Source organism: Nitrosospira sp. Is2 (genome assembly GCF_033095785.1).
In the GTDB taxonomy this organism is placed as follows: domain Bacteria; phylum Pseudomonadota; class Gammaproteobacteria; order Burkholderiales; family Nitrosomonadaceae; genus Nitrosospira.
In genome coordinates this window covers 2197581-2222711 of record NZ_CP137134.1, presented here as the reverse complement: position 1 = coordinate 2222711, position 25131 = coordinate 2197581, and the positions used below count along the sequence as shown (strand labels likewise).

General features: G+C 53.6%; 18 protein-coding genes, 1 tRNA gene and 3 pseudogenes. 13 read left to right on the top strand and 9 right to left on the bottom strand.

Annotated elements, in window-relative coordinates:
• Positions 1–97: 97 nt before the first annotated feature.
• The 3 genes from yajC to queA all read right to left on the bottom strand — a co-directional run bounded on the left by yajC (position 98) and on the right by queA (position 2791).
• Positions 98–436, bottom strand: a complete 339-nt coding sequence (gene yajC / locus R5L00_RS09735) for a preprotein translocase subunit YajC (RefSeq protein WP_107694761.1) — start codon at positions 434–436, stop codon at positions 98–100.
• Positions 437–467: 31 nt separating this feature from the next.
• Positions 468–1574, bottom strand: a complete 1107-nt coding sequence (gene tgt, locus R5L00_RS09730; protein WP_107694762.1) for a tRNA guanosine(34) transglycosylase Tgt — start codon at positions 1572–1574, stop codon at positions 468–470.
• A gap of 170 nt (positions 1575–1744) precedes the next feature.
• Positions 1745–2791 carry a tRNA preQ1(34) S-adenosylmethionine ribosyltransferase-isomerase QueA gene (queA, locus tag R5L00_RS09725; RefSeq protein ID WP_317651361.1) on the bottom strand — a complete coding sequence of 349 codons (1047 nt, stop codon included), beginning with the start codon at positions 2789–2791 and terminating at the stop codon, positions 1745–1747.
• Positions 2792–2906: 115 nt separating this feature from the next.
• Between queA and R5L00_RS09720 the strand changes: the two genes are divergently transcribed.
• Together R5L00_RS09720 and R5L00_RS15925 are read left to right on the top strand one after the other, a co-directional pair.
• Positions 2907–2993: transfer RNA gene (locus R5L00_RS09720), tRNA-Leu, on the top strand.
• Between the two features lie 372 nt (positions 2994–3365).
• A pseudogene (locus R5L00_RS15925) lies at positions 3366–3578 on the top strand (integrase core domain-containing protein); the annotation flags it as partial.
• Between the two features lie 392 nt (positions 3579–3970).
• Here the strand turns inward: R5L00_RS15925 and R5L00_RS09710 are convergent.
• Complete coding sequence (locus R5L00_RS09710; RefSeq protein ID WP_317651357.1) at positions 3971–4753, bottom strand: N-acyl homoserine lactonase family protein; 783 nt, start codon at positions 4751–4753, stop codon at positions 3971–3973.
• A 907-nt stretch (positions 4754–5660) separates the two neighbouring features.
• Between R5L00_RS09710 and R5L00_RS09705 the strand changes: the two genes are divergently transcribed.
• On the top strand, positions 5661–6233 hold the full coding sequence (locus R5L00_RS09705; protein WP_317651353.1) for an NADPH-dependent FMN reductase: 573 nt from the start codon (positions 5661–5663) through the stop codon (positions 6231–6233).
• A 302-nt stretch (positions 6234–6535) separates the two neighbouring features.
• Here R5L00_RS09705 and R5L00_RS09700 read toward each other — a convergent pair whose 3' ends face one another.
• Positions 6536–7198, bottom strand: coding sequence for a PEP-CTERM sorting domain-containing protein (locus R5L00_RS09700; protein ID WP_317651352.1), 663 nt, complete (start codon positions 7196–7198; stop codon positions 6536–6538).
• A 548-nt stretch (positions 7199–7746) separates the two neighbouring features.
• Between R5L00_RS09700 and R5L00_RS09695 the strand changes: the two genes are divergently transcribed.
• Complete coding sequence (locus R5L00_RS09695; RefSeq protein ID WP_317651350.1) at positions 7747–8550, top strand: pyruvate kinase; 804 nt, start codon at positions 7747–7749, stop codon at positions 8548–8550.
• Positions 8551–9021: 471 nt separating this feature from the next.
• On the opposite strand, the gene R5L00_RS09690 is transcribed toward R5L00_RS09695, so the two are convergent.
• Positions 9022–10011: a transporter gene (locus tag R5L00_RS09690; RefSeq protein ID WP_317651349.1), complete on the bottom strand. Its 990-nt coding sequence runs from the start codon at positions 10009–10011 to the stop codon at positions 9022–9024.
• 909 nt (positions 10012–10920) lie between these two features.
• Here R5L00_RS09690 and R5L00_RS09685 point away from each other — a divergent pair.
• The 5 genes from R5L00_RS09685 to R5L00_RS09665 all read left to right on the top strand — a co-directional run bounded on the left by R5L00_RS09685 (position 10921) and on the right by R5L00_RS09665 (position 18298).
• Complete coding sequence (locus tag R5L00_RS09685; RefSeq protein WP_317651347.1) at positions 10921–11712, top strand: Kazal-type serine protease inhibitor domain protein; 792 nt, start codon at positions 10921–10923, stop codon at positions 11710–11712.
• A 63-nt stretch (positions 11713–11775) separates the two neighbouring features.
• Positions 11776–13002, top strand: a complete 1227-nt coding sequence (locus R5L00_RS09680; RefSeq protein ID WP_317651345.1) for a geranylgeranyl reductase family protein — start codon at positions 11776–11778, stop codon at positions 13000–13002.
• 100 nt (positions 13003–13102) lie between these two features.
• Entirely contained in the window at positions 13103–14794 is a 1692-nt protein-coding gene (locus R5L00_RS09675) for a carbamoyltransferase (RefSeq protein ID WP_317651343.1), read from the top strand.
• Between the two features lie 14 nt (positions 14795–14808).
• Positions 14809–16164, top strand: a complete 1356-nt coding sequence (locus tag R5L00_RS09670) for a N,N-dimethylformamidase beta subunit family domain-containing protein (RefSeq protein WP_317651341.1) — start codon at positions 14809–14811, stop codon at positions 16162–16164.
• Between the two features lie 262 nt (positions 16165–16426).
• Positions 16427–18298, top strand: coding sequence for a glycosyltransferase family A protein (locus tag R5L00_RS09665; RefSeq protein WP_317651334.1), 1872 nt, complete (start codon positions 16427–16429; stop codon positions 18296–18298).
• Between the two features lie 411 nt (positions 18299–18709).
• Here R5L00_RS09665 and R5L00_RS09660 read toward each other — a convergent pair whose 3' ends face one another.
• The 3 genes from R5L00_RS09660 to R5L00_RS09650 form a co-directional block, all read right to left on the bottom strand.
• Positions 18710–19039, bottom strand: a complete 330-nt coding sequence (locus tag R5L00_RS09660; RefSeq protein WP_107694146.1) for a BON domain-containing protein — start codon at positions 19037–19039, stop codon at positions 18710–18712.
• Between the two features lie 611 nt (positions 19040–19650).
• Entirely contained in the window at positions 19651–20157 is a 507-nt protein-coding gene (locus tag R5L00_RS09655; RefSeq protein WP_317651321.1) for a hypothetical protein, read from the bottom strand.
• A 496-nt stretch (positions 20158–20653) separates the two neighbouring features.
• Positions 20654–21172 (bottom strand): hypothetical protein, encoded by a 519-nt coding sequence (locus R5L00_RS09650; protein WP_317651317.1) that lies wholly within the window; start codon positions 21170–21172, stop codon positions 20654–20656.
• 430 nt (positions 21173–21602) lie between these two features.
• Between R5L00_RS09650 and R5L00_RS15920 the strand changes: the two are divergent.
• From R5L00_RS15920 to R5L00_RS09630, 4 genes and pseudogenes are all read left to right on the top strand, one after another.
• Positions 21603–22093: pseudogene (locus R5L00_RS15920) on the top strand (thermonuclease family protein).
• Between the two features lie 369 nt (positions 22094–22462).
• Positions 22463–22729 carry an SOS response-associated peptidase family protein gene (locus tag R5L00_RS15915; protein WP_411555619.1) on the top strand — a complete coding sequence of 89 codons (267 nt, stop codon included), beginning with the start codon at positions 22463–22465 and terminating at the stop codon, positions 22727–22729.
• A gap of 422 nt (positions 22730–23151) precedes the next feature.
• Positions 23152–23408: pseudogene (locus tag R5L00_RS09635) on the top strand (transposase); the annotation flags it as partial.
• Between the two features lie 960 nt (positions 23409–24368).
• Positions 24369–25046: a hypothetical protein gene (locus R5L00_RS09630; RefSeq protein ID WP_317651310.1), complete on the top strand. Its 678-nt coding sequence runs from the start codon at positions 24369–24371 to the stop codon at positions 25044–25046.
• The last annotated feature ends 85 nt before the right edge of the window (positions 25047–25131 follow it).

Here is a 25131-nt window from a genome sequence, read left to right as displayed (position 1 = left end):
GTTATTGGAATGGATACGGTGAGAAGAAGGAGGTGAGAAGAAGGAGGTGAGAAGAATGGCTTGGCACCCTTCGCGTCGTGCCTTTACCAGAAATCGGTTATTCCTTTTCGATGCTGCTCAGCGTTCCCTTGGGCAGAAGGGTCTGAACGGCTGACTTCAGCGTGGTAACCTGCACATTTTCGGCTATCTGAAGTATGACATAAGTACCGCTAACCTTGACGACGCGCCCCAACTGGCCACCCGTGGTTACCACTTCGTCGCCTTTTTGCAGCGCCTCGATCATCAATTTCGTTTCCTTGGCGCGCTTGGCCTGGGGACGGATCAGCAAAAGGTAAAACACGGCGAATATAGCGATCAGCGGTAGCAAGCTCATCAAATCCGCGCCGGCCGATTGCGCAGGTGCCGCCGCCTGGGCATAGGCTTCACTAATCAACATGGCATTCTCCGGGGATAAAAAAGAAGGGATTTTAGCATGACGGGGGGTTTGCTTGAAATGCTTGCGCATATTCTTCGAACTTCCCGTTTTCGATGGCGGAGCGGATTTCTCCCATCAATTGCTGATAGTAATAAAGATTGTGAAGCGTGTTGAGACGTGCACCGAGTATTTCCCCTATCCGCTGCAAATGATGAAGGTAAGCGAGCGTGAAGTTACGACAGGTGTAGCAGCCGCACTGCTCGTCCGGCGGCGCCATATCCAGACGATACCGGCTGTTGCGCAACTTGATCACGCCCTTGCGGGTGAAGAGCCAGCCATTGCGCGCATTGCGCGTGGGCAACACGCAGTCGAACATATCCACACCCCGTGCTACCGCATTGACAATGTCCGCCGGAGTGCCCACCCCCATGAGGTAGCGTGGCTTCTCAGCAGGTAGCTGCGGCGCGACGTGCCTGAGAATGCGCTGCATGTCATCCTTGGGCTCGCCCACCGACAGCCCGCCGATCGCATAACCGTCGAAGCCGATATCAAGCAATCGGGCAAGCGAGTGATCGCGCAGCGTCTCGTACATCCCTCCCTGGACGATGCCGAATAATGCATTCGAGTTTTGTCCATCATCGTGCGCGCGTCGCGAGCGCTCTGCCCAACGCACACTCAACTCCATAGATTTATGCGCTGCTGGCTCATCCGCGGGGTAGGGCGTGCACTCGTCGAATATCATCACTATGTCGGAATTGAGTATGCGCTGAATCCGCATCGACTCCTCAGGCGTGAGAAAACACGCATCCCCATTCACCGGGGATTGGAACTTGACCCCCTCCTCCGTGATCTTCCGTAAAACGCCCAGGCTAAACACCTGAAAACCGCCCGAATCCGTCAGGATCGGTCCCTCCCAGCCCATGAAGCGATGCAGACCCCCGTGCGCCTCGATCACCTCCAGGCCGGGACGCAGCCAGAGGTGAAATGTGTTGCCGAGCACGATATGTGCGTTTATCTCGCGCAACTCCCAGGGTGACATCGTCTTCACGGCGCCATAGGTCCCTACGGGCATAAAAGCGGGTGTTTCCACCTTGCCGTGCGTCAATGACAAGGTGCCACGACGGGCGACGCCGTCAGTGCAATGAAGCTGAAATTTCATGTTGAGTTGTGTGCGCTGGGTTGAAGGCGTTGGCTATATGCTTGCGGGTAACAAATACCCGAACTGCGCTAGTGTGATTTGCGGCATGGAAATCAGGCCGCTCTCGCCCAGTCCACTATTTCGGCAGCTACGCGTTTCGATAGCCATGCCATATTTATAAATTGGCCGTTCTATGAGTCCCTCTCGATCAGCATGGCGTCACCATAACTGAAAAAGCGGTAGCGGCTTCTTACAGCATACTCGTAAGCACGGCGGATATTTTCCATCCCGCCAAAGGCCGATACGAGCATCAACAAGGTCGAACGCGGCAAGTGGAAATTAGTCAACAAACGCTCCACTACGCGAAAATGGTACCCCGGCGTAATGAAAATATCGGTCTCGCCATGGCCGCCGTCCAATATGCCCCGGCCCGCCTTCCCACCCTCTGCCGCCGCTGCCTCGAGCGCTCGCAACGACGTGGTGCCGATTGCAATTACAGCCCTTCCTTCCGCCTTGGCGCGTCCGATCGCTTCCACCGTTTCCGCAGGCACATGAAAAATCTCCCGGTGCATCTTGTGATCAGCAATGTTTTCGGCCCGGACAGGCTGGAACGTACCCGAACCGACATGCAGTGTGACATACGCTATAGCCACGCCCATATTCTGCAAAGCGCTCAACATATTTTCATCGAAATGCAGGCCTGCCGTTGGGGCGGCCACCGCGCCCGCCTGTCGCGCGTAAATGGTTTGATAGCGAGTCTCGTCCGCGCTACCCGGAGAACGCGAAATATAAGGGGGCAGCGGCAGATGGCCGTATCGTTCCAGCAACTCGACGACGGTGTCCTCGTGCTCGAAGCGCAAGGCATAAAACTCATGGTCATGCCTCAACACCGTGACCTCGACTGCCTCAGCAAGAAACAGTTTTGATCCCGGCTTGGCGGGATGGCTCGCGCGCATTACCGCCAGAGCGCAATGCGCGTCCAGCACTCGCTCCACCATCACCTCAACCTTGCCGCCCGTGTCCTTAACACCGTATAGGCGGGCCTTAATAACACGCGTATCGTTGAACACCATCACATCCCCGGCGCGGACATATCGGGGTAGATCTGCAAACCGTGCATCTCGCATGGCGCCAGTCGAACCTTCGAGGTGCAGCATACGGCTGCTGGCACGCTGCTCCGCCGGGAACTGGGCGACCAGCTCGGGCGCCAGATCGAAATCAAAATCCTGAATTTTCATTTCGCGTATTATACCGATAAGCCTCGCTCAGCCTCGCTTGGTTGCCGGTTGCCGGTTGCCGCGATTTGAGTTTTCAGTGATAATCGCCCTCCTGCAAGGAAGCGCGAAAAGCTTTGCCGGGATGGCGGAATTGGTAGACGCACGGGACTCAAAATCCCGCGACTGCGAGGTCATGGGGGTTCGATTCCCCCTCCCGGCACCAAAATAGAGTTTCAGAGAACAGCAGGGCATACCTAAAACCCAGTAAACGTAATTCTAGCAAGCATGCCATGAGTTGGGCGCCGTCTTACAATGGCGCAGCCGGTACGGCGGCATGGACGTGTCAATGATGACGCGTTTGAAGGAGATGTACGCCGAGGAGCGGTTCAAGGTTGAAATCGTGGCCGGGGCGATGCTAAAAAAATGGTAGCACCATCTCGACGCCAGGAGATGGCGCTACATGTAGTCAAGGAAAAGGCTGTCAGCATCCGGCTTGCCTGTCAGGCGTTTGTTATCAGTCAAACCTGCTACCGATATCAAACCCCAACTGTCTTCGTAGAACAGCGAAATCGCGGACTGTCTGATTCGTCTGACCGCGAATCAGCGGAACTGGGGTATCCGCGTCGAATTCATCCAACCGGGCAAGCCGCAGCAGAACGCCTATATCGAACGCCACAACCACCGTCCGCCACGACAGGCTGGCGCGCATTACCTGTTCAACAGCATTGAGGAGGTTCAGGACTACGCGACCCGCTGGCTCTGGACCTATAATCACGAGCGCCCCAACATGGCCCTCGGTGGCATTACCCGAAACAGAAATTGGCCCTGGTCGCATGACCTCTACTTTCAGGCCGCTTCAAAAATGGGGGGTTTACCCCCGATGACCGCATTCTAATTTCCGTTGAAGGATATCAGTCATGGGTAGAGACGGGTCTGGTACCAAGCAAGCATCGGCGACTCGTATGAAATCTCCGTCACCTCTAAATGCATTACTTGCTGGGAAAAATGATCGGCCTAGGTCATTCCGCGTTAATCGAAAATTTGATATTTGATTTTGAGTTCGAGTTTCTAAATGACCCGATCTGGCAAGTAAATGGATGAGCGTATTGTTTCAGTGTAGGCAAGGTGTTCAAGGTCCTTCAGGGCGCGCAAGGTAAAGGAATTAGCTACTCAACTACGCCAAATTCCTGACACAACTCACTAGTCTCTCCATGCCGGAAAAGCCGGTAAACCATGGAAGAAAGCCATGTCGTGATTGGGCCAGAGTTCAGCGCCTTCCGCGCGCGCCAACTCCTTGAGCTTGCGAATACTCGTCACCGCCAGCGCTTCGTTACCCTGCCAACAGCATTCCGGCGCAATTTCCAGTGATAAATTTTCTTCCAGATCGACCGCATCTCCACAAATGATGATAGACCCGCGCTTTGGCAGCTCGATAAATAGCGACATATGGCCAGCCGTATGGCCCGGGCTCGTAATAGCATGCACTCCCGGCGCTACAAGGTATTCGCCTATCTTGGTGCGCCACCGATCCGCGTTAACCAATTCATCGGCCAATACAATAGTGTCCATCCCCGTACGCGCAGCGGCCAACTCATCGGCCTGCACATGCACTTCGCAGGCCGGCAGATTGCATAGACCGCCTACGTGGTCGAAATGCAAATGCCCGATAAACACAAGGTCTATATCGGACGGCGTTAACCCAAGTTGAGCCAGGTAGCGCGGTATACGCTGCTCTTCCTGCATGCGAGGCGGTTCCACCTGCGGACGCATTGGGTCGAAATATCGGGCGAGGAGTGCCGGGTCGGTCAGCTTGCGGTAGTCGCATCCCGCGTCATACAGAATGTGCCCGTTGGGTGTTTCGATCAGATAAGCGAGGATCGGCGCATCGATGAATTCGCCGTACCCACGATGAGGGGTCGAAAGGATCTTCTCATAGCGAATCGTGCCGGTAAGCAGGGGCCAGACCTTCAGAGCATGAGCCATAATTAACTCCCGGCAGCAAGGACACGAGTCCGTGTCGAACTAAACCTAAAAACCTTGATCGACAATTAATTGCCAGCGGCGCGGCCGCTTATTACTACAGGGTCATTAAATCTCTTCACTTTTGTTCTCTGGCTCTTTAGTATTTAAATAACGCAAGCGTTTCAGTAAATGCCCCTACCTAACATTAGTATGATTTTGCGAAACTGCAACTTGAACTTGTATGGTGTACGCAGGTGGGTGAGTGTGGCGCATTAAAGCTCTTACTCACTTGAACCAAGCAGCTCTATATTGCAGGTAGCCGCCAACTATACTAAGGACGTAAGGGCAGCGGGATAAATTCCGAAATAGAATCACTTGAAGCGTTCGCGTCTATCGTTATCGCAAATGAACGTTCTGGCGGCGGATTGGTGAAGGCCCCCGGTTACCAACTTCTGGCCAGTGCACGAGCCAACAAATTTTGAGTTACTTTCCGTGGCTGGAGGGTACTCAAGAGAAACTCATAAAGAAGCTAGGCTCTGGGCCGCACGCATGCATAAAGACCCACAAAATGGAATCCCGTCGGCCAGGTATTTTACCCGCCGGAGACATGCGCTGTGGCTCTATCAAGCGCGTTGTCTCGGCAGTGGGGGACGGGTCGATGGCGGTGCACTCCGTTCACGAATACCTGGCTTGGGGTTGAACGGATTTCGGGCAACCATTCTTGCGTAACGTGATATGAAAACATGCCAAAGACGTGACCATCTGAATCAGGTCCGCCGAGTGACGCCGTGTGCAGCAGGTTGCGAGGACTGTGTGAAAACGGCGATAGCTGGTTCATCCAGCGGTGCTTGGGTGCAATGTTCGGGGCGAACCGCCCAGGGAGCGAGAGTTGAACCCAACATAAATTTTCCCATTTCGACTTGGCATCATGATAAAAATTATCGGAATTTCAGGAAGTCTGCGTACTAATTCATTCAATACCGCGCTTTTACATGCGGCTACAAGCCTGGTGCCAAACGAAACTACGCTGGAAATCGCGACACTTAAGGGCATCCCCCTCTATGATGGTGACGTCGAGGCAAATGAAGGTATCCCTCAGGCAGTGATCGCGCTGCAAGGGCAAATCGCTGCTGCCGATGGATTGTTGTTAGCTACCCCGGAGTACAACAATTCCATACCCGGCGTATTCAAGAATGCGATCGACTGGCTGTCGCGGCCGCCGAGCGATATTCCACGGGTTTTTGGGGGTCGGCCGGTCGCGGTAATGGGCGCTTCGCCCGGGGGATTTGGTACAGTCCTGGCTCAAAATGCTTGGCTACCGGTCCTGCGCACGTTGGGTATGCGCCCGTGGTTCGAGGGTCGGCTACTGGTATCACGGGCGAACAATGTCTTTGACGAATCTGGTGATATGGTAGACGAAAAGGCACGTAAGCAGCTTCAGGTTTTTCTTGCCGGATTTGCCGAGTTTGTCCAAGGCAGTAGCAACTTCCTAGTGAAATAATTGCGTTACCGTGGGGGAGTACCAGATACACGTACCCCCAGACCTCAACAAGACTAGGCTATAAAACCAAAACGTTAAATGACCTAAGAATAACGGCTGGTGCGGGTTCGAGCCGATGCTTTGAGACCGTGTGCGAGCCTCTTGCCTTCCTGCCCTCCCCTTCTCCTCTCTTGCTCCCCCTCCTAATTCCCTATCTTTTCCCTTTCGGCCACGTCCTGCCGATTTGAGTGGGCCAGAATTTGAAGGAGCGAAATCTGGCCAGAGCGAGAGTTGTTAAAACACCTGAGCCTCTCGCTAGAGCCTTAGCTCCTACGGCGCGTCCAGCCCATCATACCCAGTCCCATCAAAATTAGTGCGTAGGTCGCCGGCTCAGGGACAGAGGTCGGGGCTACTGCACTCGCTGCGAGGGCCCCAACAGTGGCGCCGTAATAAAACTCATAATTTGGAGTAGTAAATTCAATGTCGGTGTAGGTGCCATGGAACTGAAGTAGCCCGTTGCCTTCCCCGCCGGTGATCGAGTTGCCGGTTTGGGTAAGCAAGCCGGCGCCCCAGTTTCCAGCGCCCTGGCTCAGTATGCTGAGTGTCACGTCGTTGAGGAAATTGAATGAAACCGGAACTCCTGACTGACCGACGCTAAAAAGACTGATTATCGGGTCAACTACCGCGTGGGAAAAATGAAAACCGTTTATTTGGGTTGTACCGCCCGTCATCAGAAGCGTCCCATTGGTTCCCGGGGTGTTTGTCACTTCGCTATTCGTAAACGAAGCTGGAACATTATAGAAGTGTGAGCCATAGTCCACGCCGAAGGTACTTCCGGTATAGGTCACGTTGATACTGTTGGAATCCTGGGTAAAGCTGCCGCTTGTCGATGACGTCCAACTCGTCCAGCTGGCCGTATCGAGTGGCACCGCCTGAACAGGTGCTATAAACAAAGCGCCAATGATGAAAACGATATTTCTGCTCATTTCATAATTCTCCGTGGTGTTAAATTGGCGAGCTGTTTAGTCTCGTGACAGCGCGACGTCGTCAGCTCATCTAAGCGGGAAACGGGCGGCCAGGGACTATGCGTTGTTTAACTCTGTGAAACAATTGGACTAAGGTACAACATCATCACTACTGGCATCCGAGAAAATCGACGTAGCTTAGGAGGCTGATAAGACGGTGCGCAAGTAAGAGGTGCGGGCAGCAGGTGCGCAGCGAAATGCCGCGTAGAAAGGGGTTGAAACAAGCAAGAAGTAACGCTGGCCAGGGCTAAAACAGTATGAAGACGAGGTGTGAGGATCAATACAGAATCGATATTCGAACTTGCCCTTTCCCAACTCCTGGAATAAACCCCCAATACAATCGAACTCGATCTTGACATTAAGGTGGGCAGCAAAAACCAACTTTTCCTTTCGACGCGGCATGTCCACTACAATGTCTGAAACACTTAAAAATTCTTACCACATCAGCTACAGAAACCTTCCTTCGATCGTTGTCACACTTGTAGGTGTCATGTCAATCTTCGTTAACCATGGAAAACAGGCAGAAACCGCTTGGCAAGGTCAGCAAAACCACCTCATCCGTGCGGCGTAAAAAAGACCCTCATACTGACTTATTAAGCGAACTGGCCGAATTGCTCCACTATCTGACGATAATGGAAAGCGAAGCCAGCGAAACGCTGGAAAAGGTAGATCCGCGCCATCGCGTCAGTGCGGCAAATCTGATTCATTATCTCGGCTTAAGACGGCGCGACGTGCGCCCCCTGCAGGAAAAACTTGCAGCGGCTGGATTGTCGTCAATGGGGCGCGCGGAGTCCCATGTTCTAAGCAACCTCAAGGCAATTATTATTCTGCTGGAGCAGGCGCTTGGACAGCAGGGACAGCAAACGCTTTCTTCCACCATGGATTCTTCGGCGATGGGCCCCGCACTGCTGGAGACCAACACCAACGACTTGCTTGGCAAGCCCCCAGCGCAAAGGCGCGTGCGTATTTTGGTCACGTTGCCAGGCGCCGCCGCGAATGACTACCTCTTAATCAAGGACATGCTTTTTCAGGGCATGGATTGCGCGCGTATCAATTGTGCGCACGATGACCCTGCCGTCTGGTCGCGCTTGATCCGTCAAATCAAACGCACACGTCGTGAAACAGGGCGCCCCTGTCGTATCCTGATGGATCTGGGCGGCCCCAAACTGCGCGCCGGGAAAATCGGGCCTGGCCCGGCAGTACTTAAATGGCGGCCGAAACGCGACGCCTATGGAAAAGCGACGGAGCCCGCACGTATCTGGGTATATCCAGAAGGCGATGCATCCTCCCGCCCCGCACATGCGCATGCCTAGTTCCCGGTCAAAGGGGACTGGCTGGAACAGGTAACGGCGCATGACAAAATCGAATTCACCGATGCCAGGGGCGCACTGCGCCGCCTTCACCTCGTCGGACAGGTCGGCACCGGCTACCGGGCGGCATCCATCCAGACCACCTATGTCAAACCCGGCCTGAAGCTTTTTCTGCTGCGAGTGCCCGTACCGGGGCATCCCCGAGCGGCAGGCTATGCGGGCAAACTTTGCTGATGTACGGGTGGACAGCTCTGTGCGTCCAGGTAAGCAAGGCTCGCTCAGCCCGAACCGGATGGCAGCTCCTAATTCCAGGCATCTCAACAAAAGCCTCCTGCTGGGTGGCCTTTAATGGGTGAAGGCGGCAGGTATTGAACCCGAACCCAACAAATACCGCGTCATCAGTGAAAGAGTGGAACCTTGGTTCATCTAGTCCAATGTGGGTTAATACTTCAAAAATACCGGCATTTAAATCATTTAAAAACCGCTCCCCCACCGGTGCTGGTAAGCGATCCCGATAATATCGAGGTTAGCTCCGCTTTGGGCCGAAACAACCGAGCTGCCGTAGAGCTTGATAGAATTCTGACGGTTGATTGGAAACGCCAGGCTCGCACCCAAGCGCGAGGTCTGCTGCATATCATCGTTTCTCCTGCCGTCCATCGTTGAGCGGGCACCGGTAAAAAACGTCGCATCGAGAGAACCCCAGATGCCGGAGGATCCGAAACTGTAGATCAGATGGCCCCGCGCAGCATAGAGCGGATCCCGCTCCAGGTTTCTACCCTGGAAAGGTTGATTGTTATCAGTAAAAATATATGCGCTTGCAGCAAGCTCAAGTGTGACGGGCCCCAACGCCTTGGACAGGCCAATCTCCGGTTTGAAATACCAGCGGTTAGTGCCGATATTCACGAGCCTTTGATCATCGTATTGCCCTCCTGGTGCTGAAACCGCCAGACTCACTCCCAAGATGGTGTCCTGCTTGTAATTAGCGAATTCTTTGACTGAAAGAGCCGGGGCTCCAAGGAGGTTCACGTAAAGGCGAACAACAGGATCGCTAAATCCACCGACTGCCCTGCTTCGCGGCTCCCCTGCTACTAAAGCCTCGCCAGAGAACCAGGCATGAGGAACGATGATGTCGAACTTACCGGATTTTCCCCAGATATCAAGCGACCTTGCATAAGCGAAGATGGAGTTATGAACTTGTAGTTGAGCATCTTTAATCGGCACCGCCGGAGAGAATCCCACGCCGCCGTTCATAAAGGCGTAACCTGCAACGATAAAGTTCTGCCCGACAGGAATATTGGAATAGGCTCTGGGTTCGAGATCGGCTGCACCCACCTTCGGCGCTATCGCTGTGAAAGTCGCCGCTATTAATAGCTTGCCAAACCGCATTCGCGCGAATCTTAAGAAGCAGTCGCACATGTTCCGGGTGCTGCGCTTGATAAAATAATCCAACCCATTTTCATCCATCAGTTCTTGGCGTGCAGCGTACTCATACCAGGGTAATTGATACCGTCGGCATATGAATTTATAAGGAGGCACAAAACCTACTAAGTTCTGCTTGTGCGCCCGTACCAGAGACGGATGTTTTTATTCATATACCGTCATCACCCGGTAATCAAATCGTACAGGTCAAATTGAAAACCGGTGTGGTAAGCGTGCAGGGTGACCCGACGTTTAGCTGAACCTTAGTTAACTTCAAGTTAGATTTAGCTAATATGATAAGATTCCAAAGCTTGGTCACAACCTGGATTACAAAAGGCATCGCGTGTCGCTCGATCTGGATTTAGAGAAGATAACAATCGCATGCCCTCAGTGTTCGGCTAATTTTGAGGAAACGATCTCGCGGCTGAAGTACGAACCGAAGCTTAGCTGCCCTCATTGCAAACACCATCTGGGCGTGAATCTTCTCGAACTGCATATCGTTCTGGAGTCGGTTAAAAAATCCAGTGATGATCTCCTCAAAAAGCTGGTTAGCCGCCCCAACGGTAAAAACTAAGTCGAGTATTAGCGCACCGCGCATGAGAACAGCTCGCGTGACCAATATCTAATCTTTTTGCCTGGCTGATCGAATCAGTTGCCGGGAACGCGATTCCCATCCTTACAACTGCCCTGTTTCCAAACCCGCCTGATTCTTCCTTTGCCCCTGCTGTTCACTAGCTCGTAAGTATCGGTAGCGCCTCCGTTTGTTCCCACCAGCTCTCTGCCTCGCATCAGTCTGGATCCCGCAGTGGCTCGTAAATTTCAAAACGATTTGACTATAAAAGAAACGCTGCTATGAATAGATCGGGGGCTCACAGAAGCTGAGCCTTTTTTCACTGCAAAACAATGATTGCAGGAATTCGCTCTTGCCGTCCTCAATACTGTAAGGAGGGAACCATGAAACAGCAGCTGCGCGTGCTCGGCGTTTTCGCCGCATTGATGGGTTCGTGGGCCGTGGTCGGTCCTACCGGGATTATTCCTGTATCCCAGGCAGAGCCCGTTCAGCCCTCAAAGACAATTAAAACGGAATACCAGTACGCGGCCAAAGTTGCTTGTTCGCTTCTGCTGCCACATCAGGATGGCACGTTGGCACGGGGGACGTATCGCACCACGGTCAATATACACAACCCGACGGACAAGAAAGTCGCCGTAGCCGCCAAGGTGGCGCTGGCGACGCAGTTTGGTTCGGACCCCGGTCCATTCGGCGTCACGCCATTCAAGGAAGCAGTGCTACAGCCGGACGGCGCGGTGGGGGTAAGCTGCTTTGATATCGCGGGCTATTTTTGTCCGATTGATGGGGTCTGCGTCGATTTTGCCTTCCTCGAAGGATTTCTGGTCATTAAAAGTCCGGTCCCATTGGACGTTGTAGGGGTTTACACCGCCCGGCATACCGATGGAGAAGTGGAATCCATCGACGTGGAAACGGTACAGCCGCGGCAAATTCGAGAGACGGTCAATATTGGAGCCGCAGAGCCCACCAAACCCGGGGGTGGAAAACGCGTCGACTACCCGCCCAAGGGCAGCTCCGCATACGGGGATAAGGAACCCAAGCAAATGTGCGGCGGAATCGCCGGGTTTAAATGCCCTGCCGGCAAAACGTGCGTGGATGATCCCGCGGATGATTGCGACCCCACTAAGGGCGGAGCCGACTGCAGCGGAATTTGCGTCAGCTCGCCTCAGGCCAGGTAGCTGCGCAGCGTTCACAGGGAATATGGCGCTCCGGCCCGGTCCTGGTTTGAACAGTAAATCGGCATGAGTCGGGTTTACGATGTGATTGTCATTGGCGCGGGGCCTGCCGGTTGCGCGGCAGCACGCACCTTGGCCAAATCCAACTTATCCGTTGGCCTGTTGGATAAAGCGGTTTTCCCACGCGACAAAGTCTGCGGGGACGCGCTTATCCCCGACGCTTACCATGCACTAAAAAAACTCGGTCTCATTGAACGTGTGATCGATATCTCTTGCCCCGTCCGAGGAATGCGTCTGACCGGCTTCGACGGCAGCAACGTGCTGGTCCGGGCAGCAGGCGCGTGCGTGCCTCGTCTGAAACTGGATGAGTTACTGTTGAAGAGCGCGATTGAAGCAGGCGCGGAGTTTTTGTCTGGGCATGAGTTCGCTCGTATCGCTGACGAGGATGGAAAAACTTACTGTGTCGAATTTTTTAACGGCAACGATTCGGTCATTGCCCGATCAGCGTGGGTTTTGCTGGCAACAGGCGCCGCTATCAAGCCCATCCAACAAGCTGGCCTGTTGCTTCGAGCTGAGAGCCGAAGCGTTGCCGTTCGTCAGTATGTGCGCAACGAACGCTTGGCAAAGGATTTCAATGAACTGGTATTTGCCTTTGACCGTACCGTAAAGGGTGGCTATGGCTGGGTTTTTCCCGGTCCGGATGCGATATTCAACATCGGTATCGGCTTCTTTGGTTCAGCGCACAAGCACAGCAACCCCCGCCGAGCCTATGAGGGATTCGTAGCCCAATTGCCCCTGGCACGGGACTTGATTCGAGATGGCACAATCCTGAGTCCTCTTACAGGCGCGCCGCTTCGCACCGGCTTGGCTGGAGCGCGCTTCGCCAAAGGCGGCCTGATGGGTATTGGAGAATGCATCGGTGCGACTTTCCCGCTGACGGGCGAGGGAATTGGGAAAGCAATGGAAACAGGAATGCTTGCCGCCAGTGCAATCATCGCCCAATCCTCTTCGGGCCGCGGGGCGGTGGCGGAAGCCTATACTCAAGGCATAGCCGGTCTACAGCCCAAGTATGACGTTTATCGTAAAGCCGAGTTCATGTTTAGCTGGCCGTACCTGACCAATAAACTGGTGACGCACGCAGATAACAGTCTCTATATCCGCACCAAGGTTGAAGGATTGTTCAACGAAACCACTGACCCGGCCTTCTTATTGACGCTCTCGGGCTGGCGGCAAATTTTATTTGGTAGCGGCAATGAGGTGCAGAACGTAAGGCAAAAAGACAGAATTTTTTAACGTGCGCTTCCACCGGTTTCTGTAACGAATCCAATATCCGAAATGGGAACTCGATACGGAAACGTGTACTAACGCCGCACCAGATCTAAAGGAGGATCCGATGACCGATGCACCAGTAGTACTTGGCGTGAATCGCACGCAGGATGCAAGCATATGCCTGATGCGCGGATCACAGGTGGTGTATGCGATACAAAAAGAACGGCTTACGCGGGAGAAACACCACTGGGGCAAGCTCGACGACTTCCGTAATATATACATGCCGCATCTTCCCGATCTGAAGAGGCCGATTGATGTCCTCGTTGAGTGTTATTCTTCGGACACGGAGATAAAAAATCTTTCCGCCTACGAGCAGGAGCTGGCTGAAACGTTGACCATCTCTCCCGACTGCCGCCGGGCTCGCATCTCGCACCATCTCGCACACGTCTATAGCGTATTCCACCCCTCCCCATTCGAGGAGGCGGCAGTAATGATCATCGATGGCCAAGGCAGCCCGGTTTCCGAGTTCACCGAGAAATGGAGCGGCGCCAAAGACGTACCCTCGAACTGGCGGGAGGTGTCCTCGTTCTACCGATCTGATCGCCAACACGTCGAATGCATCGGCAAGCAATTGTGGGATCGCAACGAGCGACGCCTGGTCGGGCTGGGCATGTTTTACTTCCTGCTGACACAAACGATTTTTCCGGGGGAAGGCAACGAAGGCAAGGTAATGGGCCTCGCCCCGCACGGCGATCCGGATGTGCTTGGCCTGCCACCACTCGATGTAGACGGTGCGCAAGTGACCATTCCCATGCGTTGGATGGAAACCCTGCGAGAGCGCGAACGCTTCCGCTATACCGGCGGCGATCGTTCTCGCTTTACGGATGCTGCCAATCTTTCTGCCGCAGGGCAGCGGGCGTTCGAAGAGGCCGTGCTGGAAGTCGCCCGTTGGCTTCACCACCAAACCGGTGCGGAGAATCTTTGTTTTGCGGGAGGTACCGGGCTTAACTGTTCAACCAATGACCGGCTGCTGCGGGAGACGCCTTTTCAGCGCGTCTTCATTCCACCAGCGCCGAGCGATGCCGGGACGTCGCTTGGGTGTGCAGTATATGGACTGAATGAGCTTGCGGGCATGCGCTGCGACTATCGTTGGGAAAATGACTATCTCGGACCTGAGCCGCAACTAGCGGACATCGAGGCTGCTTTAAGCGAGGCCGATGACCTCATCGTGGAGCACATCGAAGGACCTGCCGACCTGTGCACCCGAATGGTCGACCTGCTGTGCGTCCCCAAGGTGGTTGCGCTGTACCATGGGCGTAGCGAGTTCGGGCCCCGTGCGGTTGGCCATCGCAGCATTCTCGGAGACCCGCGCCACGGCCATGTTCGCGACTGGATCAACTCCAAAGTCAAGGAGCGCGAGTGGTTCCGCCCGCTGGCGCCGGTAGTGCTGCTTGAACGCGCGGAGGAATTCTTCGACATCCGCCGGCCCTCCCCCTTCATGCAATTCGCGGCGCCGGTCCAGCCGCAGGCAGCGCATATCATCCCTGCTGTCACGCATGTCGACTGCACGGCGCGGCTGCAGACCGTGGGCGAGCACGACGATCCATTCCTGCGCTCGTTGCTCCAGGCATTCGATGCACGCACCGGCGTTCCGGTAGTACTCAACACATCCTTTAACCGCAAGGAGGAACCCATCGTTGAAACACCGGCTCAGGCGCTGGACTCGTTTCGGCGGACGCCCATGCATGCGCTTGCGATGCCACCCTATCTGATACGTAAGCGTGTCGAACCAGAGCCGGTCGCCCCTATCCCGTAACGAGGAGAGCACGTGTGATCCATGGCTATCCTGCCCCCGCAGGCGTGGCGCCCGGAGAATCTTTGGTGCTGCACATCTCAACCGACGCGGCTCGCTTTCGCGTGCTCTTCTACCGTTGGGGCGAGCGCTTGCTGCTCGTGCATGAAACGAGCTGGCTGGCGGGCAAATACGCGTTACCGCAAAGTGCGGCGGACGACTGGCAATGGCCGCCGTATGAGTTCAAGATTCCGCATCATTGGCCTTCAGCGGTGTATATCGCCCATCTGGAGGAATCCGGCGGGGGCCGTATCGATCTGGCAAACAAAAGCGCTTCAGCCCTGTTCATCGTGAGTGGCAAGCGACGCAGCAAGCTGCTCTACAAGATTCCGCTTGCTACCTACCACGCTTACAACTGCACCGGCGGAGGCTGTTTTTACATCAATCCGCCGCGGTCTCAGGACCCGGCGGGGGCGAAACTATCGCTGCACCGTCCGGGCGGAGGCATTGGGGGCGAGACCTGGGGCGCTCTCGACTACTACGACATGAGTTCGCCGCGCCAGACCTTTGCGCATTGGGATGCACGTTTCATTCGCTGGCTCCTGCGGAACGGATATTCACCGGAATTCTGTACTGATTTCGATATCCATGCGGATCGCGATCTGTGTAATCGTTATCGCCTTCTGCTCAGCGTTGGGCACGACGAATACTGGAGCGAGCCGGCGCGCGACCGGGTGGAAGATTTCGTATCGAAAGGCGGGAACGTCGCCTTCTTCGGAGCCAATCTCTGCTGGTGGCGCATTCATGTCGTCGACGACGGAACTGCGATCGTGTGCCATCAGGGGGGCCCTCATGGCGCCTTCGATCACTGGTGGCCGCAGACGGGCGCGGCGCGTCCTGAGGATGCGCTTACTGGAGTCAGTTACCGGAATGGGGGCGGCTGGTGGGACGGCCCACGCCATACGGAGGGATTTATCGTGCAGGATCCCGAGCACTGGGTATTCGCCGGGACCGGGCTGTCCCACGGTAATTCATTCGGCAGCAATACCTCGCCGCCGCTGGTCGGATACGAATGCGACGGTGCACCATTAGAGAGCTTCGACGGGACAGCCGGACTTGCCGTTCTTTCTTCAAACGCGCACCTCACAGGAACGCCATCCGGGTTTCGCGTCCTGGCCGCAAGCTTGCTCGATGGCGACTGGCAGGAACGCCCACCGCGTGAAATGTACCCGGCAGGCGCTGGCATTCACGCGGCAACCATGGGGATTTTCGCGCGAAACGGAACCGTGTTCACCGCCGGAACGACCGACTGGGCGCAGGTGCTCGAGAATGCCCAAGATCCTCACGTCGACAAGATCACACGCAACGTCATTAATCGGTTGCTCGACAAGTGAGCTCCGGCCCAACCGCACGACGAAAGTATTTCTGCATCTGCTCCGATTCGAGCGAAGAAGCAAGTCGATACGGGGTGACCAGGGATTCCTCTGGGTAGATCGGTTTAAAGCAGCTTACGGCTGGGCAACGTGGCCGCCTCTACGAATCAGAACGTACCTGTTCCGTCCGATTTCAGACGTATCAAAACCTCACTGGATAGTCCCCTTATTACTATACTTACTACAACAGCCCGGGCTCGGTACACAACCATAAGAAGGAAAAATGATGCAGCCACCATACTCTCCATCGGTCAGCGTAGTGATTCCCACTTACGAACAAGCAGGGTTCATTGGCCGCGCGCTTGACAGCTTGCAGGCGCAAGTCCTCACTGATTGGGAAGCGAGCGTAATCGACGACGGCTCGCGGGATGCAACCGCGGAGGTAGTCTCCAAATACTTGGGCGACGTGCGCATCCGTTATTACCGACTGGCAAAAAACCAGGGGCTGGGCCATGCCTTAAATGAAGGCATTACCAAAGCGAAAGCGCCGCTTATCGCTTACTTGCCGAGCGATGATGTCTATTACCGCGAACATCTGCATAGTCTGAAGACATGCATCGAGATACAGCCGGAAGCCGTGTTAGCTTATTCCGGTATCCGCCACCATTACAATCGGCAAGCGAGCGGGCAGATTGCCGGATTTTCCTTGCAACTGGTCCAGTGCATGCACCGTAAAATGGCAGCGCGCTGGTTGGAACGCCCGGAAGTGGAATCGGATGACCTGGAGCGACTCTACTGGGGGCTGCTGCGGCCCCTCGGCGCTTTTGCCGCCAGTAACAGCATTACCTGCGAGTGGGTATCCCATCCGATGCAACGGCACAAGATCATGCAAGAGCCTGAAGGCGGCATCAATCCCTTTCGCTCGCACTACCGGGTCGAAGAACCGCTGCGCTTTCATACTTCGGTAGGCCATTCGATTGATGAGGTGGACCACTATCGAAGGATGCGCGAAAGGCCGGATACGCCCCCGGCCTGCGATGGACTGAAAATACTTCTGGTCGGCGAACTGGCGTATAACGCCGACCGCGTACTTGCACTGGAAGAGCAGGGGCACAGGCTGTATGGCTTGTGGATGCAGAATCCGCACTGGTATAACACCGTGGGACCGGTGCCTTTCGGACATGTCGAGGATTTGCCGCGAGACAACTGGCGCGGAGCGATAAAGCAGCTCCAGCCGGATGTTATTTATGCGTTGCTCAACTGGCAGGCCGTGCCGTTCGCACATGAGGTATTGATGGCGACCCCTGGCATTCCATTCATCTGGCATTTCAAGGAAGGGCCATTCATTTGTCTCGAAAAAGGAACTTGGCCCCAATTGATCGACCTGCATCAGTATTCGGATGGGCAGATCTTCTCAAGCCCGGAAATGCGAGACTGGTTCGATACCATCGTTCCCGGCCTGTCGCTGAGCAAACCAACCCACGTGCTGGATGGCGACTTGCCAAAGCGCGACTGGTTCGATTGGCCGCGCACACCACTGCGTTCCTCAACCGCCAGCGAGATTCATACCGTGTCGCCCGGCCGGCCAATCGGCCTCCACCCGCATCATGTGGTGGAGCTCGCAAGACAGGGCATTCATCTGCATTTTTACGGAGAGATAACCCATGGACAGTGGCTCCAGTGGATAGAAAAAACTCAGGCCATGGCGCCTGGGTATCTGCATTTGCATCCCAACGTAGACCAAAGCCGTTGGACTACAGAGTTTTCGCAATATGATGCGGGATGGCTACACCTTTTTGACAGCGGCAATGGAGGTGAAATCAGGAGGGCAAACTGGGATGACCTGAACTACCCGGCCCGACTCAGTACCCTCGCGGCAGCCGGGTTGCCGATGCTGCAGAAGGCAAATGACGGCGCAGTCGTCGCTACACAAACATTGGCGAAGCAGCTTGGCACCGGAATTTTTTTTGACACGATGGATGACCTTGCCACGCAGCTACGAGATCGTGAGCAGTTGCAAATCATCCGCGAGCGGGTTTGGCAGCAACGCGACCTTTTCACGTTCGACTACCATGTGCCAAAACTGGTTGATTTCTTCCGCGGAGTGATCGGTTCCGCATCCAGTAAAACGGAGCGGGGCCGGAGACTGGCATGAAAGCGTCGAATACCCCGACCAGATGAGGCCGTCGATACTTCTGGCGATTTGCTTAAGGCACGCAGGGGTTTCGTCCCTCAAGCAAACGACTGTCATGCTGTTTCTCTTGCCCAATTCAGAACTATCAGCCTGTCGCTGTCGGCTATACCGACGAACGTCTAATAAATGTTTCCGCTTGCGTAGTGGCAAGAGTTCCTGTTACGACGGTTAATTTCAGTGCTGGGGTAAACCCAGCATTTCGGGCACCGGGGGTACGAAGTTACCGACGATTCGAGGGATGACGATGACCTGCCGCTACTTGCGTTTTGCATTTTTGTCTTTTTGCCTCCCCTACATGACAAAATAACAAAAAAAACGGCCGGAGATAACCCCGGCCGTTTCGTTTTGGGCCTAGGACGCGAGTCACCGGGCCTAATGGTCTTTCTTAATCTTTATGTGATTCTTGACCTTCGTGACACCTTCAACAGAGTGCGCGATCGAATGCGCTTTATCAATTTCCGCTTGGCTTCTGGCTGTGCCGCTCAGCACTACTACACCGTTCCGATCTGTATCAACACTGATACTCGTCGCGCTGACATCCTTTTCGGCGGCCAGCTTGGTTTTGATCTTGCTGGTAATCACCGAATCCTTGACAAATTCGCCCACACTTGAATCAGAGTCGTGATCTGCGGCAAAGCCCGCAACAGGCGCTAATAATGTCCCGATCATAAACACACTCGCCAAAAGTTTAACTGTTTTCATTTTCTTATCCTTATAGATGATGGAGTGCCTAGGATGCAATTTTTCTCAAGCTCTGTCTGTACGGTTACATACACAGGGGCCCCATCTCGTGCCCTACCCGACGCTACTAGCTTTTAGCGTGGGAAAAATATGTGTCGTGAAATAAGTTAACGAATCAGGAAAAAAGGAATTTGCAAAGAGAAAGAGGGGGATCTATCGGAAACTCGGGGCTGATGCAAGGCATCCATGTTAGGGCGCTATATCGCCCCAACGGGGGGAGTAACGGTAAACAATAACGGAAATGTAACGCCGGGAGATAGGATAAGAGCAGAAGATGCCCACCGGGCTATTTGGAAGCCTCTGAACAGGCCACCCTTAAGTTACTGCAGGTCTGAAACTCGGTAATTGATTTAAAGGTTCGCCGGTTGTGTCACGATAATTACCGCTCTAACGCGGACAGATGGACCGCGTTGCTCATCCTTCAGGTCTTTCATTGATTTTCCCTGTTTTTATCTTTTAGAAACGCTGCTCCATGAGGGTCGGGGCTGGGTCATCCCGGGTCTGGACTCGCCCCCTTTTTTTTTTGATCTATGTACCCGGTCCCCATCTCTTCTTTCTCTTTGGGACATGCCCTAATATTTATCTTTTGGACCCATTCTTTTTGACCCATCCTTACCCTTTTCGGTGGAGCTTTTTTCGGTGTAGCCTTCCCCCATGTGGCCTTTGATTGGGTCGTCCTTGTCGCTATGGTCGGCGGGGTTCTCCTTACCGCTTCGTTTTGTTGAACCCGCCTTACTCTTTTCGGTGGAGCTTTTTTCGGTGTAGCCTTCCCCAGTGTGGCCTCTGATCGGGTCGTCCTTGTCGCTATGGTCGGCCGGGTTCTCCTTACCGCTTCGTTTTGTTGAACCCGCCTTACTCTTTTCGGTGGAGCTTTTGTCGGTATAGCCTTCCCCGGTGTGACCTTTGATTGGGTCGTCCTTGTCGCTATGGTCGGCGGGGTTCTCCTTAGCATGGCCGCTTTGCGCGGAAGAACTGCTACTTTGGGCATGCGCAATGCCAGAAACTCCCAAAAACACGGTACAAACAAGAATCAGCATGGATGCGGACGATCGCGTAGTGCATATAGATGAGAATTTCATGATTGTTCCTTTTTTCATCCAGCAATATTGCTTGTCATGAGATTATTGATTCCCCTGCCACGCTTCGGTGCGGTAACCCACCATATAGAGGTTTTCATGGCTTTTTCCTTTCGCTATGTAGCGATATTGCTGTGATTATTTAATAGGCACCGCCTCCGAAGGCGCAGCGGAACTTTGTTTAATCTTCTTCTACGATAATTCTCGCGTCATAGCAGATCTGCACGAGGAGCCGCCGACGCCCTGCTCGGCGGCAACAACCGTGGCCCAGCATCAAGTGGTTTTTACGGCGACGCTCCAACAATGGTGGAATCTGCTAGAGGAGGCAATGACACATTGCGAGGGGACAACAACAGGCGGTGCTCCACTCACGCAATCACGTCTAAGCTAGGATTGAATCCCCACACGGGCAAGCCGTCGACACCGACCACTTTTACTTGAACGTCATCGCCACCTATACGTTCGCGGTTAGAACTCCCGTGAAAGCATCATATGACAACTAGCCCGAACGGAAGCTTTGATTCCCAGCCGCCAACAAGTTCACATTTGCATCAATTGTGGAAAGGTCGATCTTATCCCCTGGGATTAGGTGACGAAGCGGTCGGACCAGAGGGTCCCACTCCCATCTGTCTTTACTAAAATCAGTGATGGTATCGTACTGCCCTCCCGCAGGGCTCTCACTGACTGAATCGAAATCAAACTTGTCTGCTCCATCCCCCCCTTTAAGAGTGTCTTTTCCCGGCCCGCCAGCCAGGGTATCGTTCCCGGTCCCACCGTAGAGATCATCGTTGCCGGGACCACCGTAAAGAGTGTCATTTCCACCATAACCGTAAAGTTTGTCATTTCCCTTGTAACCGGAGATGGTGTCATCGTTTTTTGTGCCCTTTAATGAGGGAAAGAATTCCTCGTGGCGAAAGGGGGGCCAGGGGTCGATGGGGCGGGGCGGGATGATGGGCCCATCCTTTATCCACTGCCACGTGTCATTATCGTTATATTTTGTCCCATGTATTGTTGCCATGATAATTCTCCTCATTTGAGATTAAAGACAGCGTTCAATTACCACCCGAACCCACGATAACTTCGGCTCGCAGGATGATCTGTGCTAAACACCACACGAATCTTATGGCTACCTGATGAGGTAGCGGGCTACTCGAATGGTAGTTAGCGGATAAACCCCGAGAAAGGGTTCCAAAACGGCATTGTTGAATCCGTAGGTGCTTCATCTGGCACTACGCGGCTTTCCCTTTCATTTATTCACATAGAGGATTAAAAGTTCCGTTCTTCCGCCCTACAGCATTGCCTCTAACTCTGACACTGTAAGGGGGTATAAGAACGATAATCCTATAAGTAGGGGTATATCGGGGAAGACCTGACATCGACGCTAATAATCCCTGAAGATTTGTAGTATCGTTTCAAAATTGAGATCGGCCATATCTAGCTCTGCTCAAATGCAAGACTTCAACTCAGCATTTCGATTCGCAATCATCGCAACATGCACTTTCTACGTGTCCGTAGCACAGGCGGAAACGTTTAGCGGAAAGGTTGTGGGCATAGCAGATGGCGACACCTTGACAGTTCTTACCGCATCAAGGCAGCAGCACAAAATCCGGTTAGCCGAGATTGATGCGCCTGAGAAAGATCAGCCCTTCGGTACCAACTCCAAGCAGTCACTCACAGACCTGTGTTTCGGCAAGGAGGCAGAAGTCATTCCACAGCATCAGACCGCGATAAACGAACGGTCGCCCGTGTTAAATGTGCTGGCTTAGATGCTAATGCAGAACAGGTTAATCGCGGCATGGCTTGGGTATATCGAAAATACGCGAGGGATAATAAACTTTACGTCTTGCAGCACCATGCAAAGGTAGCAAAACGTGGCCTGTGGAGTGACCCGTCCCCCATCCCACCTTCGGCGTGGCGACACCAACGTAGACAAATGTAATTCATGTGCGGCAGACTTAAACAATCGGAAACGCGGCGGTATTACGCTAGCCCCCTAGGTGCCGAACCAGCGAGCATGTTGAGCGGTTAGGAGACGCATCCCTTCTACAATACCGCCCCGGTCAATGTCCATGGATGATTTGCTTCACGACTGCGAATTACTATTCATCGGTGTGACCCGGGGCTATAGGACCTCTAAAGAGGCGGCTGAGAAAAAGAAACCGTGGATATGCGCATGGGTAGAGAAATCGCTAACAGGACGATATTTCCGGCACATGTTTCGTGAAGGAAGAGTAATTATTCCTTGCGGCGGTGGTATGAATGGACAGTAGAGAATGGGAAGAAGCAGCCGTGGTATATCACGCGGAAAGTGAATGAGCCTATTTTCATGGCTGACCTAACAAATTTTCGCATGTACACTCATCAAACTGTTGAGTTCGGGTTTGTGATTGTCACAGAAGATTCAGGAGCGGGAATGGTAGACGTTCATGACCGTAGGCCGGTGGTGTTACAACCGGACGACGCGCGGCGATGGATGAATCCAGAAACACCGGTTGAGGAAGCCGCGAATATCGCGCAGACAAGATCAATACCACGGAAGAGTTCATGTGGTGGTGGAGGGTGGACAGGGCGGTAAATCGACCTGATCCAGACAACGGCAGGCATCTATTAACGCCCTCCTCACCTGATTCATTTAAATAACAGGAGCGGACGTAAATGAATGGCAATAACAGGCTAAGAGAAGATTTGCATCACGATAGACTAAGCGATGGTTCCAACTGAGTCGAAAGTTAGCTCCAATCCCTTCTTTTCTGCGGTTTCTTTAATTCTCTCCAACATCGCGTCCTTCCCGATGTTATTTAAGAATCGCTTCCTTTCCAGTTAACAATCGTACATGGCAAAATTGTCCGTTGCACGTGTCGACGCAACTGCCAATTACCAACTCTGCATCAACTAACAGCCACATATGGTACCCAGCGACTGTGTTCTCAATACTGACCTGCCCCTTTCATTAGCTTCATGACGTAATAGAGTCCGATTCTTGAAAAGGGGCGGACCATGAAGAAGCGATTCAGTGAAGAACAGATCATTGGTTTTCTGAAGGAAGCGGATGTAGGCATGCCTGTGGTGGAGTTGTGCCGCAAGCATGGTTTTTCCGATGCCTCGTACTATAAATGGAAGGCTAAGTTTGCGGGCATGGATGTCTCCGATGCCAAGCGGCTTAGGGCCTGGAAGAGGAGAACAGCAAGCTAAAGCGATTATTGGCTGACGCCCTGCTCGACAATGCGGCATTGAAAGATGTCGTCTCACGAAAGTGGTAGAAATAGAGAAGCGACGCGTGTGCTGATTCTCGCATACGGAATTGCGAGATAAGGTATTTGCTACGAATAAACCAATACTCAGGGAGATTAACAATGATTATAAAAACGTTTGACCTTTTCGATCAAATGCGGGCGTCCGATCGAGAACGGCTGGGCCTGCCCCAACCGTCAAACATATCATCCAACACCTCAAATTTATACCTGGCACCGTTGTTTTTCCCAGATGGCTGGAATGGGTATAGATATTGGGGAATTTTCACGCCATACCCTTCATCGGACGCACAGTATGAAAATCCCTGCCTGGTTGTCTCCAATGACGGGCGGAATTGGTCTGTCCCGGCTGGGGTAACCAATCCATTGATACCAAAGCCTGCCGTGGGAAATAACATGGATCCATCACTCGCGCAGGCGCCTGATGGGATGACATTGTATCTAATCTGGAGTTCACAACACGATGCATTAGGTCACTCTCAGGTAAAGGTATCCGAATCCTCTAACGGGATTATCTGGTCCGCACCGGTTAGCATAGTCGACCTTCCGACAAGTACCGGCGCTACAGCGAATTCATTATATACCCCATGCGTGTGGTTCAACGGGACTAACTGGAAGCTGATTGTCCACAACAGAGCTACAGCGGGTGGTGCTTTAGGCGGCCCGGCAGTTGTTCAAGTCGCCGTCACATCCGGGTCCAGCATATATTCGGGCTGGGGGACGTTTAGCGCCATTACAATGGTTCAGCCTCTAGGCCGGGGCTGGTGGCATTCTCATTTCCAAAGAACCCCGGACGGTCGCATCCTCGGTGTATGCACAGACGGAAACGAGTCCGGTGGTGATATATGGTTCGCTGAGTCGCTTGACGACGGGGCTACTTTTCGTGTGCGCAGGGTATCAACGGAAGGGGGATACTACAGGTCGGCGATCTGCATCACTCAAGATCTCGCCGGAGGTTTGGGTATGAATCTGTATATCGGCGAGATTAAAGGCGGGTTTCAAATGTTAAGGGAAGACTGGAAGTCAGGTCTTGAAGCCCGATCCAGAAGGAAGGCAGTAACCGCAATGATTACGGGCTTTGCCGATAGCAAGTTCGTCTTTCTGGATAATTACAACAGATCCAATGGTGCGGTGGGCTCCCCCGTTGTCGGATCCGCTATGACTGTTGATGTCGGATCGCTCGTGATAACGGCGGGGCAACTGATGTTTGGCACGGTGGGAAATAACAGGGGGCTGGTCACATGCCCGTCTGTTGATTACTCGGTACAGGCCACTATAGTTTCCGGAAATAATACGTGGCTGCTGTTCAGGGGAGCTGACGCCGCTAATTATTATAGATGGGGGGTATTCGGTGCGATAGGTACAGGAAATGTCATACAGTCTATCGTCGCGGGCCAGGTCGGTTCCCTCAACAGGCCGGTGGTAGGACCGGATGGCGTTGGTGCACAGCTGCCCGCTGGATCGATAATGAAAGTTGTTTGCCGTGGTGGCCGGTTCCGGCTGTATATCAATCGGAATTTCTGCGAGGAAATACCGGATACGCTTCATGCTTTGGATGGTATTAAGTGCGGCGTATCCTGTGGCGTATTTACATTGCCAAATGCGGGCGTTTGGGATGATTATTCTGTTGTGACGTGCTGAATATAGGGTCCAGCGGATTTTCGCAACGATTACAGCAACGAAGTAGCAGCCCTAAAAGACTATTTGCGGGAAGAGAATATAGAAT

Coding starts and splice junctions, on each gene's coding strand:
- R5L00_RS09660 (WP_107694146.1), bottom strand. CDS start 19,039: ATGAAAACAGTTAAACTTTTGGCGAGTGTGTTTATGATCGGGACATTA.
- R5L00_RS09680 (WP_317651345.1), top strand. CDS start 11,776: ATGAGTCGGGTTTACGATGTGATTGTCATTGGCGCGGGGCCTGCCGGT.
- R5L00_RS09710 (WP_317651357.1), bottom strand. CDS start 4,753: ATGGCTCATGCTCTGAAGGTCTGGCCCCTGCTTACCGGCACGATTCGC.
- R5L00_RS09665 (WP_317651334.1), top strand. CDS start 16,427: ATGATGCAGCCACCATACTCTCCATCGGTCAGCGTAGTGATTCCCACT.
- R5L00_RS09675 (WP_317651343.1), top strand. CDS start 13,103: ATGACCGATGCACCAGTAGTACTTGGCGTGAATCGCACGCAGGATGCA.
- R5L00_RS09700 (WP_317651352.1), bottom strand. CDS start 7,198: ATGAGCAGAAATATCGTTTTCATCATTGGCGCTTTGTTTATAGCACCT.
- R5L00_RS09630 (WP_317651310.1), top strand. CDS start 24,369: ATGAATCTGTATATCGGCGAGATTAAAGGCGGGTTTCAAATGTTAAGG.
- R5L00_RS09695 (WP_317651350.1), top strand. CDS start 7,747: ATGGAAAACAGGCAGAAACCGCTTGGCAAGGTCAGCAAAACCACCTCA.
- R5L00_RS09705 (WP_317651353.1), top strand. CDS start 5,661: ATGATAAAAATTATCGGAATTTCAGGAAGTCTGCGTACTAATTCATTC.
- R5L00_RS09650 (WP_317651317.1), bottom strand. CDS start 21,172: ATGGCAACAATACATGGGACAAAATATAACGATAATGACACGTGGCAG.
- R5L00_RS09685 (WP_317651347.1), top strand. CDS start 10,921: ATGAAACAGCAGCTGCGCGTGCTCGGCGTTTTCGCCGCATTGATGGGT.
- yajC (WP_107694761.1), bottom strand. CDS start 436: ATGTTGATTAGTGAAGCCTATGCCCAGGCGGCGGCACCTGCGCAATCG.
- queA (WP_317651361.1), bottom strand. CDS start 2,791: ATGAAAATTCAGGATTTTGATTTCGATCTGGCGCCCGAGCTGGTCGCC.
- tgt (WP_107694762.1), bottom strand. CDS start 1,574: ATGAAATTTCAGCTTCATTGCACTGACGGCGTCGCCCGTCGTGGCACC.
- R5L00_RS09690 (WP_317651349.1), bottom strand. CDS start 10,011: ATGGATGAAAATGGGTTGGATTATTTTATCAAGCGCAGCACCCGGAAC.
- R5L00_RS09655 (WP_317651321.1), bottom strand. CDS start 20,157: ATGAAATTCTCATCTATATGCACTACGCGATCGTCCGCATCCATGCTG.